This is a genomic window from Streptomyces aquilus (genome assembly GCF_003955715.1).
Classification (GTDB): Bacteria; Actinomycetota; Actinomycetes; order Streptomycetales; family Streptomycetaceae; genus Streptomyces; species Streptomyces aquilus.
In genome coordinates this window covers 337,847-352,261 of the sequence record NZ_CP034463.1, presented here as the reverse complement: position 1 = coordinate 352,261, position 14,415 = coordinate 337,847, and the positions used below count along the sequence as shown (strand labels likewise).

General features: G+C 70.9%; 14 protein-coding genes and 1 pseudogene. 8 read left to right on the top strand and 7 right to left on the bottom strand.

The features are described 5' to 3' along the window. Window positions 1-220: 220 nt before the first annotated feature. From EJC51_RS01675 to EJC51_RS01665, 3 genes are all read left to right on the top strand, one after another. Window positions 221-997: a DUF427 domain-containing protein gene (locus EJC51_RS01675; protein WP_126269349.1), complete on the top strand. Its 777-nt coding sequence runs from the start codon at window positions 221-223 to the stop codon at window positions 995-997. A 127-nt stretch (window positions 998-1,124) separates the two neighbouring features. After that, a complete protein-coding gene (locus tag EJC51_RS01670) occupies window positions 1,125-2,075 on the top strand; it encodes an alpha/beta hydrolase (protein WP_126269348.1) in 951 nt (316 codons plus the stop codon). A gap of 49 nt (window positions 2,076-2,124) precedes the next feature. Then, the gene (locus tag EJC51_RS01665) at window positions 2,125-2,844 is read left to right on the top strand and encodes an alpha/beta fold hydrolase (RefSeq protein ID WP_126269347.1); all 720 of its coding nucleotides are present in this window, start codon (window positions 2,125-2,127) and stop codon (window positions 2,842-2,844) included. 90 nt (window positions 2,845-2,934) lie between these two features. On the opposite strand, the gene EJC51_RS01660 is transcribed toward EJC51_RS01665, so the two are convergent. Together EJC51_RS01660 and EJC51_RS01655 are read right to left on the bottom strand one after the other, a co-directional pair. Further along, window positions 2,935-3,339, bottom strand: coding sequence for an OsmC family protein (locus tag EJC51_RS01660; protein WP_126269346.1), 405 nt, complete (start codon window positions 3,337-3,339; stop codon window positions 2,935-2,937). Between the two features lie 149 nt (window positions 3,340-3,488). Continuing rightward, window positions 3,489-4,226, bottom strand: a complete 738-nt coding sequence (locus EJC51_RS01655; RefSeq protein WP_126269345.1) for an SDR family NAD(P)-dependent oxidoreductase — start codon at window positions 4,224-4,226, stop codon at window positions 3,489-3,491. Between the two features lie 172 nt (window positions 4,227-4,398). On the opposite strand from EJC51_RS01655, the gene EJC51_RS01650 reads away from it, so the two are divergent. Then, entirely contained in the window at window positions 4,399-5,055 is a 657-nt protein-coding gene (locus tag EJC51_RS01650) for a TetR/AcrR family transcriptional regulator (RefSeq protein WP_244362379.1), read from the top strand. Between the two features lie 67 nt (window positions 5,056-5,122). Continuing rightward, window positions 5,123-5,845, top strand: coding sequence for a sigma-70 family RNA polymerase sigma factor family protein (locus EJC51_RS01645; protein WP_126269344.1), 723 nt, complete (start codon window positions 5,123-5,125; stop codon window positions 5,843-5,845). On the opposite strand, the gene EJC51_RS01640 is transcribed toward EJC51_RS01645, so the two are convergent. Then, entirely contained in the window at window positions 5,799-6,803 is a 1,005-nt protein-coding gene (locus EJC51_RS01640; RefSeq protein WP_126269343.1) for an RNA polymerase sigma-70 factor, read from the bottom strand. The two genes, EJC51_RS01645 and EJC51_RS01640, sit on opposite strands and share 47 nt — an antisense overlap. A gap of 371 nt (window positions 6,804-7,174) precedes the next feature. Then, window positions 7,175-8,917 (bottom strand): L-aspartate oxidase, encoded by a 1,743-nt coding sequence (locus EJC51_RS01635; RefSeq protein WP_166682806.1) that lies wholly within the window; start codon window positions 8,915-8,917, stop codon window positions 7,175-7,177. Window positions 8,918-9,124: 207 nt separating this feature from the next. On the opposite strand from EJC51_RS01635, the pseudogene EJC51_RS48165 reads away from it, so the two are divergent. Further along, window positions 9,125-9,250 (top strand): annotated as a pseudogene (locus EJC51_RS48165) (ferredoxin); the annotation flags it as partial. Window positions 9,251-9,328: 78 nt separating this feature from the next. Here the strand turns inward: EJC51_RS48165 and EJC51_RS01630 are convergent. Then, window positions 9,329-10,225 (bottom strand): RNA polymerase sigma-70 factor, encoded by an 897-nt coding sequence (locus tag EJC51_RS01630; protein WP_126269341.1) that lies wholly within the window; start codon window positions 10,223-10,225, stop codon window positions 9,329-9,331. Window positions 10,226-10,594: 369 nt separating this feature from the next. Here EJC51_RS01630 and EJC51_RS01625 point away from each other — a divergent pair, with 369 nt between their 5' ends. Both EJC51_RS01625 and EJC51_RS01620 read left to right on the top strand, forming a co-directional pair. After that, window positions 10,595-10,981 (top strand): cupin domain-containing protein, encoded by a 387-nt coding sequence (locus tag EJC51_RS01625; RefSeq protein ID WP_244363344.1) that lies wholly within the window; start codon window positions 10,595-10,597, stop codon window positions 10,979-10,981. Between the two features lie 22 nt (window positions 10,982-11,003). Next, the gene (locus EJC51_RS01620) at window positions 11,004-11,615 is read left to right on the top strand and encodes a DUF5134 domain-containing protein (RefSeq protein WP_126269339.1); all 612 of its coding nucleotides are present in this window, start codon (window positions 11,004-11,006) and stop codon (window positions 11,613-11,615) included. Window positions 11,616-11,726: 111 nt separating this feature from the next. Here EJC51_RS01620 and EJC51_RS01615 read toward each other — a convergent pair whose 3' ends face one another. Together EJC51_RS01615 and EJC51_RS01610 are read right to left on the bottom strand one after the other, a co-directional pair. Further along, window positions 11,727-13,121: an aldehyde dehydrogenase family protein gene (locus EJC51_RS01615; protein ID WP_126269338.1), complete on the bottom strand. Its 1,395-nt coding sequence runs from the start codon at window positions 13,119-13,121 to the stop codon at window positions 11,727-11,729. Next, complete coding sequence (locus tag EJC51_RS01610) at window positions 13,121-14,221, bottom strand: phenylacetate--CoA ligase family protein (protein ID WP_126269337.1); 1,101 nt, start codon at window positions 14,219-14,221, stop codon at window positions 13,121-13,123. Before EJC51_RS01610 ends, EJC51_RS01615 begins: the two co-directional genes overlap by 1 nt. Window positions 14,222-14,415 lie beyond the last annotated feature (194 nt).

Sequence of the window (14,415 nt, the reverse complement as noted above, 5' to 3'; positions counted from 1 at the left end):
CACGCGTGATCTCCTCACCCAGGGGGACTGTCTCCCCGCACAGACCGGCCTCCGCCACCCGCTGTGACAGCGAAACAAGCCCTGCTCAGCGCTGTACGCGCCAACGCCGGACGGACCCCGCGGTCCGTGACGGCCCGAGGGCGCGAGCGTCCTGGGTGACCACCCCCTCCGTGTCCGGTCCGAACGGGCGCGGAACATCCGACCGACCTAGGTGATGATCATGGAAACCGAAAGTGTTCTGCATCCCAGCTTCCTCGTGCCCGTCGGGCACGTGGAGCCGGTGCCCCGCCGTATCAGGGGCGTGATCGGCGGTCGCACCGTCTTCGACACGCGGCGCGCCCTGTACGTCTGGGAATGGCAGGCGTATCCGCAGTTCAGCATCCCGGTGCGGGACCTTGTCGACGGCGTCCTCGACGACGAAGGCGTCGCCGAGGAGCACGGTGCGGGCACGGCGCACCGGCACACGCTGTCCGTGGGCGGGGACTCGCGCCCTGGTGCCGCCTGGGTGTGGGGGAAGGACGCCCCGGCACCGCTCCAGGGCACGGTGCGTTTCGAGTGGCCGGCCATCGACTACTGGTTCGAGGAGGACGAACCCGTCTTCGTCCACCCCAGGAGCCCGTACTCGCGGGTGGACGCCGTGCGTTCCTCGAGCAGCGTGCGCGTGGAGCTGGAGGGCGTGGTCCTGGCGGAGGCGCCGGCGTGCGTCAAACTCTTCGAGACCGGCCTGCCGACGCGCTACTACCTCGACCGCGCGCACGTCGACTGGACCCGACTGCGGCGGACCGACACGGTGACCCGCTGCCCGTACAAGGGAACGACGAGCGGCTACTGGTCGTTCGACGGCCCCACAGCCGTCCACGAGGACATCGCCTGGGCGTACGACTTCCCGACCATCCATGCCAACCGCATCGCGGGCCTGACGGCCTTCTACAACGAGCACGTCGACCTCTTCGTGGACGGTGAACCGCTGCCGAAGCCCGGCACACCCCGTTCCTAGCCCCCGTTCCGGGGTCCGGTCCCGGGCCGTGTTCGACGGCCCGGGACCTTTTGGTGTCACACACCTGCTCCGGGCCCGGTCCCATGGTGTGAAAAGTCCTCCTTAGTCGCCAGAGAAGGAACACATCATGAACGACATCGTTCTCGAGCCCGCCGCGCAGGACTTCGCCGACGCGACCGCCAAGCCGCCGCTGCTGTACGAGCTCGGGGTCGAGGGCGCGCGCAAGCTGCTCGACGACGTGCAGGCGCAGCCCATCGAGAAGCCCGACGTGGACGAGAAGTGGATCACTGTTCCGGCGTCGGTCGGCGACGTGCGGGTACGCATCCTCAAGCCCGTCGGCAGCACCGGCCCCCTGCCCGTCATCCTCTACGTGCACGGCGGCGGCTGGATCCTCGGCAACGCCGACACGCACGACCGGCTCGTGCGCGAGCTGACCGTCGGGGTGAACGCCGCCCTGGTCTTCGTCGAGTACGACCGCTCCCCGGAGGCCAAGTACCCGGTCGCCATCGAGCAGGCCTACGCGACCGCCCGGTGGATCGTCACCGAGGGCGCCGGCGAAGGGCTCGACGCCTCCCGCCTCGCCGTCGCCGGCGACTCGGTCGGCGGCAACATGACCGCCGCCCTGACCCACATGGCCAAGCAGCGGGGCGACGTGGCCTTCGTGCACCAGTCGCTGTACTACCCCGTCACCGACGCGGCCCAGGACACCGAGAGCTACCGGACCTTCGCGCACGGTCCGCATCTGACGGCCAAGGCCATGGAGTGGTTCTGGAACGCCTACACCACAGACCCCGCCGAGCGCGCCCAGATCACCGCCTCGCCGCTGCGGGCAACGCTGGAAGACCTCCGGGACCTGCCGCCGGCGCTCGTCGTCGTCGACGAGAACGACGTGCTGCGTGACGAGGGCGAGGCCTACGCCCGCAAGCTCGTCCAGGCCGGTGTGCCGACGACCAGCATCCGCTACAACGCCTCCCTGCACGACTTCATGATGCTGAACCCCGTCCGCGGCACCCAGGCGTCGACCGCCGCGGTCGAGCAGGCCATCCACGTGCTGCGCAAGGCCCTCGGAACCGACTGACACCGCACACCCGACCACATTCCCCCGGCACGTCGGAAGGCCATCCTCCATGAGTGCACACAAGCCCACCATCGTCCTCGTACACGGCGCGTTCGCCGACGCCTCCAGTTGGAACGGCGTCGTCGACAAGCTCCTTGCGCACGACTATCCGGTGATCGCCGTCGCCAATCCGCTGCGCGGACTGACCGGCGACGCCGCGTACGTCCGGCAGATCGTGCAGTCCGTCGAGGGCCCCGTCGTCCTCGTCGGCCATTCCTACGGCGGGTCCGTCATCAGCAACGCGGCCAAGGGGCTGCCCGAGGTCAAGGCGCTCGTCTTCGTCGCGGCGTTCCTGCCCGAGGAGGGCGAGAGCGCCGTCACCCTGTCGGGCAAGTTCCCCGGCAGCACCCTCGGCGACACGCTCCGGCCCGTGCCGGTGAAGCTGTCCGACGGCAGCCAGGTCACGGACCTGTACATCGAACAGGCCAAGTTCCACGAGCAGTTCGCCGCCGACGTCCCCGAGGAGACCACGGCCGTCATGGCCGCGACGCAGCGACCGGTAGCCGAAGCCGCACTGGCGGAGGGCGCGTCCGCGCCGGCGTGGCGGGACATTCCCTCCTGGGTGCTGGTGGCGGACGGGGACCGGAACATCCCCCCGCAGGCGCAGACCTACATGGCCGAGCGGGCCGGGGCGACCGTCATGAAGGTCTCCGCCTCCCACGCGGTCAGCGTCTCGCGCCCCGGTGACGTGGCCCGACTGATCAACGAGGCGGCGCAGGCGACCGCCTGAGCGCCGCAGGCCCGCGCCATACGGACGCGGGGTGCGGGGTCCGGCTTCACGGCCGGCCCCCGCACCCCGCGTTCTTGTGTGGGCCTGACGTCACGGCAGCGGCGCGGGCTCCGCGAGCAGCGTGGGCACCGTGATGATCGTGACGTCCTTGGTCAGCAGCCGGTGAACGGGACAGCGACCCGCGACCGCGAGGAGCTGGTCCCGCTGCGCGGGGGTCAACTCCCCGACGAGCCCGATGTTCTTGACCACCTGCCCCTGTGCGCCGAAGCGGACCGCGACGTCCACCCGGTCCAGCGGCCACTCGTGGCGCTGCGCGTAGGCCCGCACCGCCATGGACGTGCACGCTCCGAGCGCGGCCAGGAGGAGTTCGCCCGGGGTGGGGCCGGTGTCGGTGCCTACGGGCTCCGGCTCGTCGGCTGTCAGGCTGTGGGTACCGATCGCCACGGAGCGCGCGAGCTGCTTTCCTTCGGCCACGGTAACGATGCGCGTGTTCATGCTTGCCTCTCAGCCGAGGTACGGGCAGAGGCACGACCTGTGCCTCCCGAAGCTCAGACCGTGAGGGGCGGCCGTCTGTGACGGCCGCCGTGCCCGTGCCCGGCTGGAAGCGGGGGTGCGGGGCGGCGGTTGCCGCCGGGCACGGGCGATCAGCGGGACTGGTCGGTGGGGCGTACGAGGATCTCGTTGACCGCTACGTGGTCGGGCTGTGTGACGGCGTAGACCACCGCGGCCGCGATGTCCTCCGGCTGAAGGGTCCGCATCGACTCGGCCATGGCCTTGACCGCGGCACGATGGTTCGGGTCGGCGATGTGGTCGGCCAACTCGGTCGAGACGAAGCCCGGTTCCACGAGGACGACACGGACTCCCTGCTCGGTCACCTCCTGGCGCAGCGCTTCGGCGAAGGCGGTGACGCCGAACTTGGTGGCGGAGTAGACGGCGGCGCCGGCCGAGGAGATACGGCCCGAGGTGGAGGAGATCTGGACCACCGCGCCGCGAGAGCGCAGCAGGTGGGGCAGCGCGGCGTGCACCGTGTACAGGGAGCCCAGCAGGTTGGTCTCCACCATGCGGGTCCATTCTGCGAGGTCCGCGTCCAGGACGGGGCCGGTGAGCATGACGCCGGCGTTGTTCACGACGATGTCGAGGGTGCCGAAGCGTTCGACGGTCCGGTCGACGGCCTTGCGTACCGACTCGGGGTCGCTGACGTCCATGTCCAGGACGAGGATCTCCCCGGGCGCTTCCTGCGCCAGCGCTTCGAGCCGGTCGGTCCTGCGGCCGCCGACGGCGACGGTGGCCCCCGCCTTGGACAACGCCAGTGCGGTCGCCCTGCCGATGCCGGACGAGGCGCCGGTGACGAGGGCGATCTTGGGGTCGAGAACGGAACTCATGTCATCTCCGAAAGAGGTGGCGGGGTGGGACGGGCAGGCCGTGATTGTGTGCGAGGACAGGACACGGCGGCCCGGTAAGGTGACCGAGGGGTCATGTCGTGCCAGCGTAACACTGAACATGACCCACGAGTCATGTTCAGTGTTAATGTTGTGACACGCAGAGGGAGGCGTCATGACCGGGAGAACACCGGCGGTGCAGGCCAGGGCCGACAGCGTGCGCAATCGGCGACTGCTGCTGCGCGCGGCCACCGAGGCCTTCGCCGAATGCGGGGTGGATGTGTCGATGCACACGATCGCTCAGCGGGCCGGCGTCGCCAAGGGCACGGTGTTCCGGCACTTCCCGACGAAGGACGACCTTCTCGCGGCGATCATGATGCAGCTGCTCGACCGGCTGCTCGAGGCGGCGGACCGGCTCCTGCGCGCCGACGACGCCGGCCGTGCGCTGAAGGACTTCATGGCACACGGAATCGGCCTGCTCGCCGCCGACCGCGCGTTCTGTGACGTCATCGGCCGGCCCTCGCTCCAGCACGCGGACGTACGCGAGGCGATCGACCGGCTCTGCGACACGGTCGAGGACCTCACCGCCCGGGCCAGGGAACAGGGAGCCGTCCGCGGTGACATCACCGGAACCGACATCGTGCTGCTCCTCGGTGGCATCCACCAGACCGCCCAGCCGCTGCTGGACCGTGAACCGCGGGCGTGGGAACGCTTCCTGGAGATCGCGTTCGACGGACTGCGGGCCCGTGACCGCGCGACCCTGCCCCATCCGCCGCCCGCCCGGCTGCGGATGACGGACCCGTCGGGCGTCTCTGCGCCGACGGGGGATTGACACTAAGTGGCACACCATCGGTGTGTTGTGAAAACATGCCGCAGCTTCTGTCTGTGGGGGTCGCTGCATGGATCATGCCGTTGGTGCGGTACCGCTCGCCGAGTCGCTCGACGAACGGCGGCACCTGCTGGACGTCGCCTGCCGTGTGCTCGGCAGCCGCGTCGCGGCCGAACGCGTCGTCGACGAGGCTTACCGGCGGTGGTACCGCCTCACCGATCCGGAGCGGGTCCGAATGCCGTCCCCCCGCGTCTGGCTCACCAAGGTCGTGGACGAGGCGTGTCTGACGCGGCCGGCGCCGGTCCGGCCCGGCGGGGAGCAGCGGGAGATCCAGTCCCTGCGGGCGTCGTACGGCGAGGACGTGGAACCGGACGAGCGGGCCCGGTGGAGTGTGGGCGCGCGGCGTGCGCGGCCCGTGTCGGCGCGTCGCGAGCATGAGATCACCGTTGCCGTGCGGCGGGCGTGCAGCGATCAGGACCGCCCCCGCCTGCGGTCGCTGCTGGCCCCCGACGCGACGGCCTTCTTCGACAGCGGCGGCAAGATCCGGGCGCTGACGCGGCCTGTTCGCGGCGACGAGCAGGTCGCCCGCAGCCTGTTGGTCCTGCTGGCCGGACAGCGGCGCGTGACCCTGTGCACCGGATCGGTCAACGGGCGCACCGGCCTCGTCGCCCGGTGCGACGACCAGGTCGCCGCGGTGCTGACCCTCGACATCGCGGACTCGCTGGTCCTTCAGGTCTGGGCGGTTCTCAACCCCGACAAGCTGCGTAGCTGGAACCGTTCCCTTCCCGGGTGAGCTCAGGTGCCCCGGCGTCCCCGGGACGCGCGGGCGAGGTGGCGCGGTCGGCACGTGATCCGAGGAAGGCGGCGATCTTGTCGGGGGTGAACACCCACAGAACCTGGTGGATCCCCCGCCGTGTGGCGGCGACGGTCATGAAGGTGGCGGGCCGACCGTCCCGGTACAGCAGAACCCCGGCGCGCCCGTTGGCCTGCACGGGTGCGATCTCGACCGTCGGCCAGAAGCGTGACGAGGCGGTCGACAGGTTCGCCACCCGGGCACGACCGACCACGGGCACACGGGCCGCGCCGCGCAGCCCGTTGCCGTCGGACAGACTGACCGCGTCGGGCGTCAGGAGCGCTTCCAGCGAGGCCACGTCGCCTTCCTGGGCGGCCGCGACGAAGGCGTCGAGCAGCCTGCGGTGCTCCTGGACGTCGACACTGTCCCGCTCGTCGTCGGTGAGGTGCTTGCGCGCCCTGCTCACGATCTTCCTGGCGTTGACCGGGGTGAGGCGCAGGATCGCCGCGATCTCCGAGTAGCCGTACTCGAAGGCCTCCCTGAGCACGTAGGCGGCCCGCTCGGTGGGTGTGAGCTTCTGCAGGACGAGGAGCAGGGCGAGTTCCAGGGCCTCGGCGCGTTCGGCGCCGGCCACCGGGTCGATGCTGGTGTCGATGGGTTCGGGCAGCCAGGGCCCGATGTAGGTCTCGCGGCGCACGCGGGCGGACTGCGCCACGTTGATGGCCAGCCTCGTCGTGGTGCTCGACAGGAACGCCGCGGGGCTGACCACTGCCGAACGGTCGGTCCGCTGCCAGCGCAGCCACGCCTCCTGCACGACGTCCTCGGCTTCCGTCGCGCTGCCCAGGATGCGGTAGGCGATACCGAAGAGCCGGGGCCGCAGTTCCACGAAGGTGGTGACGGCCTCGGCGAGGTTCCTGTCCGCGGGGGGTGCCTCTGTGGGGGATGCCTCTGGATACATGTCCCTCTGACTCCATTCCTGCGGGGCCCGGGTTGTCGGAACGCGGCCACGAGGCGCTCACAGACCCGGCGATCGTCTCCCCCTCAACGACCGAGGGACCAAGGACGCTGTGACAGTGGTTTTGGAGCTTTTCTCATCGGCGTGGAAGCGGAATCGGGCCTGCGCGCCGGCTGGTCTACGGCGCCGTACAAAAAATAGGCCTGTCGTTCCACGGTGCGTGGAACGACAGGCCCAGAAGGAGGGCGAGTTGGAGACGTCGATCACGACGGCCACGTCCTCCAGCTGCTGCCCGCACGGGGTGTGACCGGGAATTGATCGGAGCTGTGACACCTTTCCCCCTTCCGGAAATCTTCTCCCGGGCAGGAGGATTCCTATTCGACGAGCTTTCCGTCCGTCGAGACGTCCTGCATCAGGGCCGCGATCTCGTCGGGGACAGGACTGATGGGCTCACGGGTGATGCCCTCGGTCGGGGACCAGACGAGGTTCACCTGCAGCGCGGGGTCCATGTCGGGGTAGTCGCTGCGGTTGTGGCATCCGCGCGTCTCGCGCCGCTCCAGCGCCGCTTCCAGGGTGGCCCTCGCCGCCAGGGCCGACGACTTGAGGTCGAAGGCGTGGGCGAGGTCCTGGAAGCCCGCGATGTCCGGATGGACGCCGACGTTCTCCATGCGCTTCTCGATGGCGTCCAGCTCCGCCAGCCCGGTGCGCAGCCCCTCCTCGTCACGGACCACGCCCGCGTGCTCGGTCATGGTGTTGCGGATGGCCCGTTGCAGGGCGCGCACGTTCTCCGGGCCGTCCGCGGCGAGCAGGTCGTCGACCTCCGCCCGCGCCTGCGCCACCGCGGCGGCCGAGCGCGGCTGCGCGGTCAGGGACTCCGAGTAGGCGGCGGCCGCCTGCCCGGTGATACGGCCGTACACCAGCAGCTCGATGAGGCTGTTGCCGCCGAGCCGGTTGGCGCCGTGCAGTCCGCTGGAGGCCTCACCGATGGCGTACAGGCCGCGCACGTCCGTGCTGTGGTCCTCGGGGCGGACCCACACACCGCCCATCGAGTAGTGCGCCGTGGGCGCGACCTCGATGGGATCGCGGGTGATGTCCAGCATCTGGAGGTCCAGCAGTGTCTGGTAGACGCGGGGGAGCCGGTTCATGATGGTCTGCCGAGGCAGGTGGGAGACATCGAGCCACACCCCGCCGTTGGACGTCCCGCGACCTTCCTTGATCTCGGTGTAGGAGGCGAGGGCCACCCGGTCGCGGGTGGACAGTTCCATGCGTACGGGGTCGTAGCGGTTCATGTACCGCTCGCCGAGCGCGTTGCGCAGGATGCCGCCCTCGCCGCGGGCCGCCTCGCTCACCAGGGTCCCGGCCGCGTTCTCCGGCTCGATGATGCCCGACGGGTGGAACTGGACGAGTTCCGGGTCGCGCAGCCGGGCTCCGGCCTCCGCGGCGAGCCGGAAGGAGTCGCCGGTGTTCTCGTCGCGCCGCGAGGAGGTGCGCCGCCAGATCCGGGTGTGGCCGCCGGCCGCGAGGATGACGGCGTCCGCGTGCACGAGGTAGCGCCTGCCGTCGCCGAGGCCGAAGCCGTAGGCGCCGAAGACGGCACCGTCGTGGACCAGCAGGCGGGTGATGTAGACGTTGTCGAGCACCGGTATGTCCAGCTGGTTCGCGCGCCGGATGAGCGTGCGCTGGATCTCCAGGCCCGTGTAGTCGCCCGCGAAGGCGGTGCGGCGGAACTTGTGGGCGCCGAAGAAGCGCTGGGAGATCCGGCCGTCCTCCTCCCGGGCGAAGGCCATGCCGTAGCGCTCCAGGTCGTCGATGCCGAGGGCGGCCCCACGGGTGACGATCTCGGCGGTGCGGGGGTCGCCGAGGAGGTAGCTCTCCTTGAGGGTGTCGGCGGCGTGCTGCTGCCAGGTGTCCTCGGGGTCCATCGTGGCCAGGGCCGCATTGATCCCGCCGGCGGCGAGAGAGGTGTGGGTGTCCTCCTTGGGGCGCTTGCCGACGGCGAGGACATCGACGCCGGCCTCGGCCAGCTCGATGGCCGCGCGCAGTCCCGCTCCGCCGGTGCCGATCACCAGCACTGTGGTGGAAAGACGTTGTTCGGTGGCAACCACGATTGCTCCCATCGCTCGGGGTGGTCACCAGCTACGACCAGGTGGAGTGAGGGTTTGTGACACCGTTGCCCGAGCCCGAGCCCGAGCCCGAGCCCGAGCCCGAGCCCGCCTGTCGGTGTCACATCTTGGCGGCAGGGGCGGTCATACCGCACACCGGCCGCCGGGTGCACGTAGGCCGTGCGGTCCGCAACCGCCGGCTGGCGAAGGGGAGGTGGGGCGATGACCGACGTCATCGCGGAGTCGTGTGTCGACGCCAAGGACCGGGCGGGTGTGATCGGGTACCCGGTCGACTGCATCTACGAGGGCGAGCGGACGCGGTACACCAACCCCTGGGAGTGCGTCGACTGAGCGGAGGGCACCGGACGGGCGGGTCAGGCACCCCGGGACGGCGTGCAGGGGTGCGAGTCGGGCCCCGGGGACAGTTCAGGCCCCCAGGGACAGCGCGTAGGGGTTGAGCTTGACCGGGTTCATCACCCACATGATGCGTTCGATGCCGGCGTCGGACGCGTCCACGCACAACAGGGCCACCGGGGCGTTGTCCCGTGCGACGAGGACGGCGGGGCGGCCGTTGGCCTCGACGAACCGGGTCTCGGCATTCGGCCAGAACCGCGGGGCGAAGGCGGCCAGGTAGCGGGAGACGTGATCGCGGCCGATGACGGGGATCCTGGACGCGCCGCGGATGCCGCCACCGTCCGAGTAGCTGACGACGTCCGAGGTCAGCAGGTCCTCCAGGGTGGCGAGATCACCCGTGCGCGCGGCGGAGAGGAAGCCTTCGAGCAGACGCCGGTGGGCCGCGGGGCTGACGCGCTCCTTGCGCTCGGCGCCCAGGTGCTTGCGCGCCCGGCTGACCAGCTGCCGGGCGTTCGCGTCGCTGGTCTCCAGGATGTCGGCGACCCGCTGGTAGGGGTAGTCGAACGCCTCCCGCAACACGTAGGCGGCGCGTTCGATCGGGTTGAGCTTCTCCATCAGCAGCAGCACCGCCATCTCGACGGCCTCGGCGTGTTCGGCCCCCAGGTGGGGGTCTTGGGTGGTGTCGACCGGCTCGGGGAGCCAGGGCCCGACGTAGGACTCCCGGCGTACCCGCGCGGACTGGGCCAGGTTGATCGCGAGCCGGGTGGTGACCGTGGTCAGGAAGGCGGCCGGTTCATGGATCTGCGCGCGATCGGAGTTCTGCCATCGCAGCCAGGCGTCCTGGACGATGTCCTCGGCTTCGGCGGCACTGCCGAGGATGCGGTACGCGATGCCGAACAACCGGGGTCTGGCCGAGAGGAAGTCATCGAGACCGCGGTCGAAAGTGTCGGGGTGAGCGCCGGCGCGCATGGGTCGTCCCTTCTGGCTTTGCGCCCTGCATGCTACGCGCGAGGGGGGAGGGTACGCGCTGCGGGCCGCATCTGCTCACGCTATCTCTTTCGCGATCCCCGGTCACACGGTGGCAATGGTCGCGTCCGATCCGCCGGATTTGCCCCCCGGTTCCACGCCCGCCCCACGCTCCGGATGACTCGGTCGAGGGGGTGAAAGGACTGTGGGAGGAGGTTGGTTGTCACACATGCGCATGGTTCCCGGTCACCAGTGACGAACGATGTTCACGTCTACGGAAGGTGCAACACAGTGTCGGACAACATGGCAGGACACGACCACTCCGCCCACGGCCACCACGGGCACGGCGACCAAGAGGGGACCGCCGGCTGGATGACGGCGGCGACGGTGCTCCAGGACGCCGCACCGTTCACTGTCCCGGAGGGGGCGTCGGCGATGACCATTCTCGTTGAGTGGGAGCCGGGCGACCCGGGCACGCCCCCGCACCGGCACTCCGGCCCCGCTTTCGGCTACGTCGTCGAGGGCGCGGTCCGTTTCGAGCTCGAGGGCGAGCCCGAGCGCGTGGTGGAGGCGGGTGGCACGTTCTGGGAGCCCGGCGGCGACGCCATCCACTACCAGGACGGCAACGCGCTCTCCGACGCGCGGACCCGGTTCGTGGTGACCATGATGTGTGCTCCGGGCAAGCCCATGCTGGAACTGGTCGACGAGAAGGAACTGGCGGAGCGCGCCCACCTGCGGGCACCGCGCCCCACTGCCTGAGCGGGCACGGCACGGACCCGGCATGGGCACCCCCGTCGTCCTGGTGCACTGCCTGCTGACGCTGCTGTTCGTGGCGGTGCTCCTGCACGGGTTGGCACGGGGCGTCGGGTCACCCAGGACCGGGTTCGGTGTCCGGGTGGACCGGCTGCTGGCCGCCGCCATGGCCGTGTCCATGGCGGCGATGCCCTGGACCGACGTCCGCGCGGGGCCCGCTGCCGTCGCCGGCGGTGTCTTCACCGCCGGCGCGGTGTGGTTCGTCCTGCCAGTCGGACGCCGCCGGGAGGCCGAGGGGACGGCGGCGATGACCCACCGGTTACCGCACGCGGCCGCTATGGCCGCGATGGCCTGGATGCTGCGCGTGCCGCACACCGGGACCGGACCGGCGCACGCACACCGCGGGTCGGCTGCGCACTGCGCTCTGGGAGCCGGTGTCCCTCTCGCCGGCTCCGCGATCACGCTGTCGCTGGCGTCCTGTCTGCTGGCGTACGCGCTGTGGTCGCTGACCCGCCCCATGCCCTCGCTGCGCTCGGCCGTGAGCGCGGCGCGCCGTGCCGCGGCGGCGGCGCCGTCACGGCATGTGAGCGAAGGGGCGATGGCGCTCGGGACGGCCGTGATGCTGGTCCTGCCCCACTGAGCGCGGGACGAAGAGACGGGCGCGCACCCGGGCACGCCGCCGGACGGCCGGGACGACGGTCGTCGCCCGACCGAGGGGGCGGGCGACGCTCTCACGGCAGGCGCGCGCCGTTCAGGACGGTCCCTCGTACACCGCCTTGCTCCGCATCAGGAAGTCGGAGAGATAGCTGTCGTGGGGGACACCCGGCGCCATCCAGTGGGTCGGTTGATCGCCGAAGTACACGTTGGCGATGCTGGGTTCCGCGATCAGCGACTCCCACAGGCCGCGGTCCCTGGTCAGCGCCGACAGCACGAGCGTGTCGCGCAGCGGCGCCATGCCGTCCGCCCGGGTCCAGGGAGCGATCCACACGCAGGGGAAGGGCAGTTCGGTGCGCAGTTGAGGGGCTCGGGCACTCGCGGTCTGGTGCACGGCGGGGCGCAGTACGGCGCTGCCGTCTCCGAGGTCGTCGGCGATCCCGTCGCCGCCGAGCCAGGCGCGCGTCCCGGCCGCGACGGTTTTCAGATACGCGCTGAGGGCTCGGGCTCGTTGCTGCGGGCACACCGGCAGACGGGCCCTTTCGTCCTGCGGGGGAAGGCTGGGCAGGACGGTCAGACGGGCCGCGAGGGCTTCGGCGAGCGGGGCGGGGTCGCCCTCGACGAGGATGGCGGTGGCGTTGACGCACGCGGTGCCGCCCTCGTCGGCGACGGACGCGACGAGGGCGTCCAGATGGTCACGCCAGTCGGTGTCCGCGGTGATGAGTATCTTCGACCGTCCCGGCCCCTGCGGCAGGACCTTCGTGTCGTGCGCGTACTTGGTCACCACGTCGTCGCCGCCGTAGACGACGGCCCGGTCCGCGCCGTGGACGAGCGTGCCGGCAGCCGCGTGGTCGGTGGGCAGCAGCATGAGCTGGTCGTCCCGGATTCCCGCCTGACGCAGTGCCGCGACCAGCCGGTGGGCAGTGAAGGGCTCGCGCCGGGACGGGCGCACGGCGACGCGGTAACCCAGCGCCAGCGCCTCCAGCCATCCGCGGTGTACGCCGGGGTGGTTGCCGGAGGCGTTGACGGCGAACACGTCGCCCTGACGCGCCCACACCGTGTGCGTCTCGTGCAGGACGGGGTCGCTGAGGTCGCTGGCGGCGCCGCGCGGCCTGCCACGGTCGGCGGACGAGGCGGCGTGCCGTACGAAGCGCGCCGTGCCCCGGGTCGCGGCGCGCACCACGGCGAGCGGCGTGCCCGAGGTCCGGCTGACGAGACGTTCGTACTCCCGGACGCTCAGGCCGCCCACGGTGCCCGCGGCGAAGGCCTCTCCGGCGGTGGCGAACACGGTGTCCAGGTCGGCCGCGGCGATCGGCGGCGCCTGGCGCAGGGCACCGATCGCGCGAGCCACGTACAGCGGGGGCACCAGACTCAGCCGTGCGATCGGGGCACCGGACACATCGGTCACCGTGCTCGGCACACGTGTGCGGTAGGCGCCCCGCGGGCCCAGGGCGTCGAGATGCAACGGCTCGGTGGTCGAGACGGGGGCCATCAGTAGACACCCTCGATGACGGTCTCACCCGCGACCGCGGGAACCGGCGCGACGTCGGCGACGGCGTCCCCGGCGTGGCCCTCGGCCGGGCGGACCCGCAACGCGGTGTCCCGCTCCCTGTTGTTGGGGATCAGCATGGACTTGCTGACGTGGCTCACCACCACCTGGCCCCGCTCGCCCTCCGCTACCGGTTGTCCGGTGTCGGGATCCACGACGCTCAGGAAGACGTACGGCGAGACCGGGTCGAACACACACGGCTCCGACGCCGCGAGACCGACCCGCTCCAGAAGCGCGGTGAGCATCATGGTGTTGCCGTACATGCCGATCACCGGCACGTCGGGAAACACCTCGGTCTGCAACAGGTCCCGGGTGTCGGGATCCATGTGGGTGCCGCCCCAGATGATCGCCTGGGCGCTGCCGTTGATGACCTCCACGAGGTCGCTGTCCCGGGCGAAGCGCTCCAGCATCGGGGTGGTGGCGGCTATGACACCGATGTCCTGGCCGAGCAGGATGCGCCGGCACTGGTCCACGAGATGGTCGGTGTAGGCGTCGACCTCGTCGCGACGGCCCGCGGCGACCAGCTTCTTGACCCAGCGGGGGTCCATGTCGACTCCCAGCCCGGGGCTGCCGAGACTTGCCGCGGCCCGTTGCAGCACTTCACCCACGAGGTGCGGGCCGGTCGGCGCCACGGTCAGCCACAGTGCGCCGACGGGCAGTCCGTGGTCCCGGAGCCGGCGGGCCACCTGTTCGCTGCCGTGCCGCGCCCAGTCGTCCATCTGCACGACCCGCTTCGGCGCCCCGGTCGTGCCGCCGCTCTCGAACACGTGCAGCGGCCGGGCCTGCGAACCGTAACCGCGGGGGACGAGATCGGTCACCCGCACATCGCGCAGCTCGTCCGTCAGATCGGGAAAGAGCGCCAGGTCGGCCACGCCCTTGACGTCGCGGCAGGGGTCGAAACCGAGCCGGTCGACCCGTTCCAGCCAGTACCGGGACCCCGTCTCGGGAGTGAAGTGCCACTGCATGGCCGCCCTGACGTGCTCGTCGGGGTCCACCCCGTCGAAGGGGCCGGCATCCAGAACGGTCAATGAGCCGATCGGCATGGAACCGCCTTTCTCGAAGTCGCTGAGGGCGGACGCGTGAGAACCGCGCGTCCCGGGCGGTCCCGCGGGCCCGACCCGCTCTCGCAGAGAAGACCGAGGGGTGCAGGCGTCTGTGACAGCCCCGCGGAAACGCGGCTGCACCCCTGGCAACGGCACACCGTCACAACGGCCCGTGTCACCCGGTCTGATGACTG

Excerpts from the sequence above, each read along its gene's own strand:
- EJC51_RS01675 (WP_126269349.1), top strand. The coding sequence starts at position 221 with ATGGAAACCGAAAGTGTTCTGCATCCCAGCTTCCTCGTGCCCGTCGGG.
- EJC51_RS01670 (WP_126269348.1), top strand. The coding sequence starts at position 1,125 with ATGAACGACATCGTTCTCGAGCCCGCCGCGCAGGACTTCGCCGACGCG.
- EJC51_RS01665 (WP_126269347.1), top strand. The coding sequence starts at position 2,125 with ATGAGTGCACACAAGCCCACCATCGTCCTCGTACACGGCGCGTTCGCC.
- EJC51_RS01660 (WP_126269346.1), bottom strand. The coding sequence starts at position 3,339 with ATGAACACGCGCATCGTTACCGTGGCCGAAGGAAAGCAGCTCGCGCGC.
- EJC51_RS01655 (WP_126269345.1), bottom strand. The coding sequence starts at position 4,226 with ATGAGTTCCGTTCTCGACCCCAAGATCGCCCTCGTCACCGGCGCCTCG.
- EJC51_RS01650 (WP_244362379.1), top strand. The coding sequence starts at position 4,399 with ATGACCGGGAGAACACCGGCGGTGCAGGCCAGGGCCGACAGCGTGCGC.
- EJC51_RS01645 (WP_126269344.1), top strand. The coding sequence starts at position 5,123 with ATGGATCATGCCGTTGGTGCGGTACCGCTCGCCGAGTCGCTCGACGAA.
- EJC51_RS01640 (WP_126269343.1), bottom strand. The coding sequence starts at position 6,803 with ATGTATCCAGAGGCATCCCCCACAGAGGCACCCCCCGCGGACAGGAAC.
- EJC51_RS01635 (WP_166682806.1), bottom strand. The coding sequence starts at position 8,917 with ATGGGAGCAATCGTGGTTGCCACCGAACAACGTCTTTCCACCACAGTG.
- EJC51_RS01630 (WP_126269341.1), bottom strand. The coding sequence starts at position 10,225 with ATGCGCGCCGGCGCTCACCCCGACACTTTCGACCGCGGTCTCGATGAC.
- EJC51_RS01625 (WP_244363344.1), top strand. The coding sequence starts at position 10,595 with ATGACGGCGGCGACGGTGCTCCAGGACGCCGCACCGTTCACTGTCCCG.
- EJC51_RS01620 (WP_126269339.1), top strand. The coding sequence starts at position 11,004 with ATGGGCACCCCCGTCGTCCTGGTGCACTGCCTGCTGACGCTGCTGTTC.
- EJC51_RS01615 (WP_126269338.1), bottom strand. The coding sequence starts at position 13,121 with ATGGCCCCCGTCTCGACCACCGAGCCGTTGCATCTCGACGCCCTGGGC.
- EJC51_RS01610 (WP_126269337.1), bottom strand. The coding sequence starts at position 14,221 with ATGCCGATCGGCTCATTGACCGTTCTGGATGCCGGCCCCTTCGACGGG.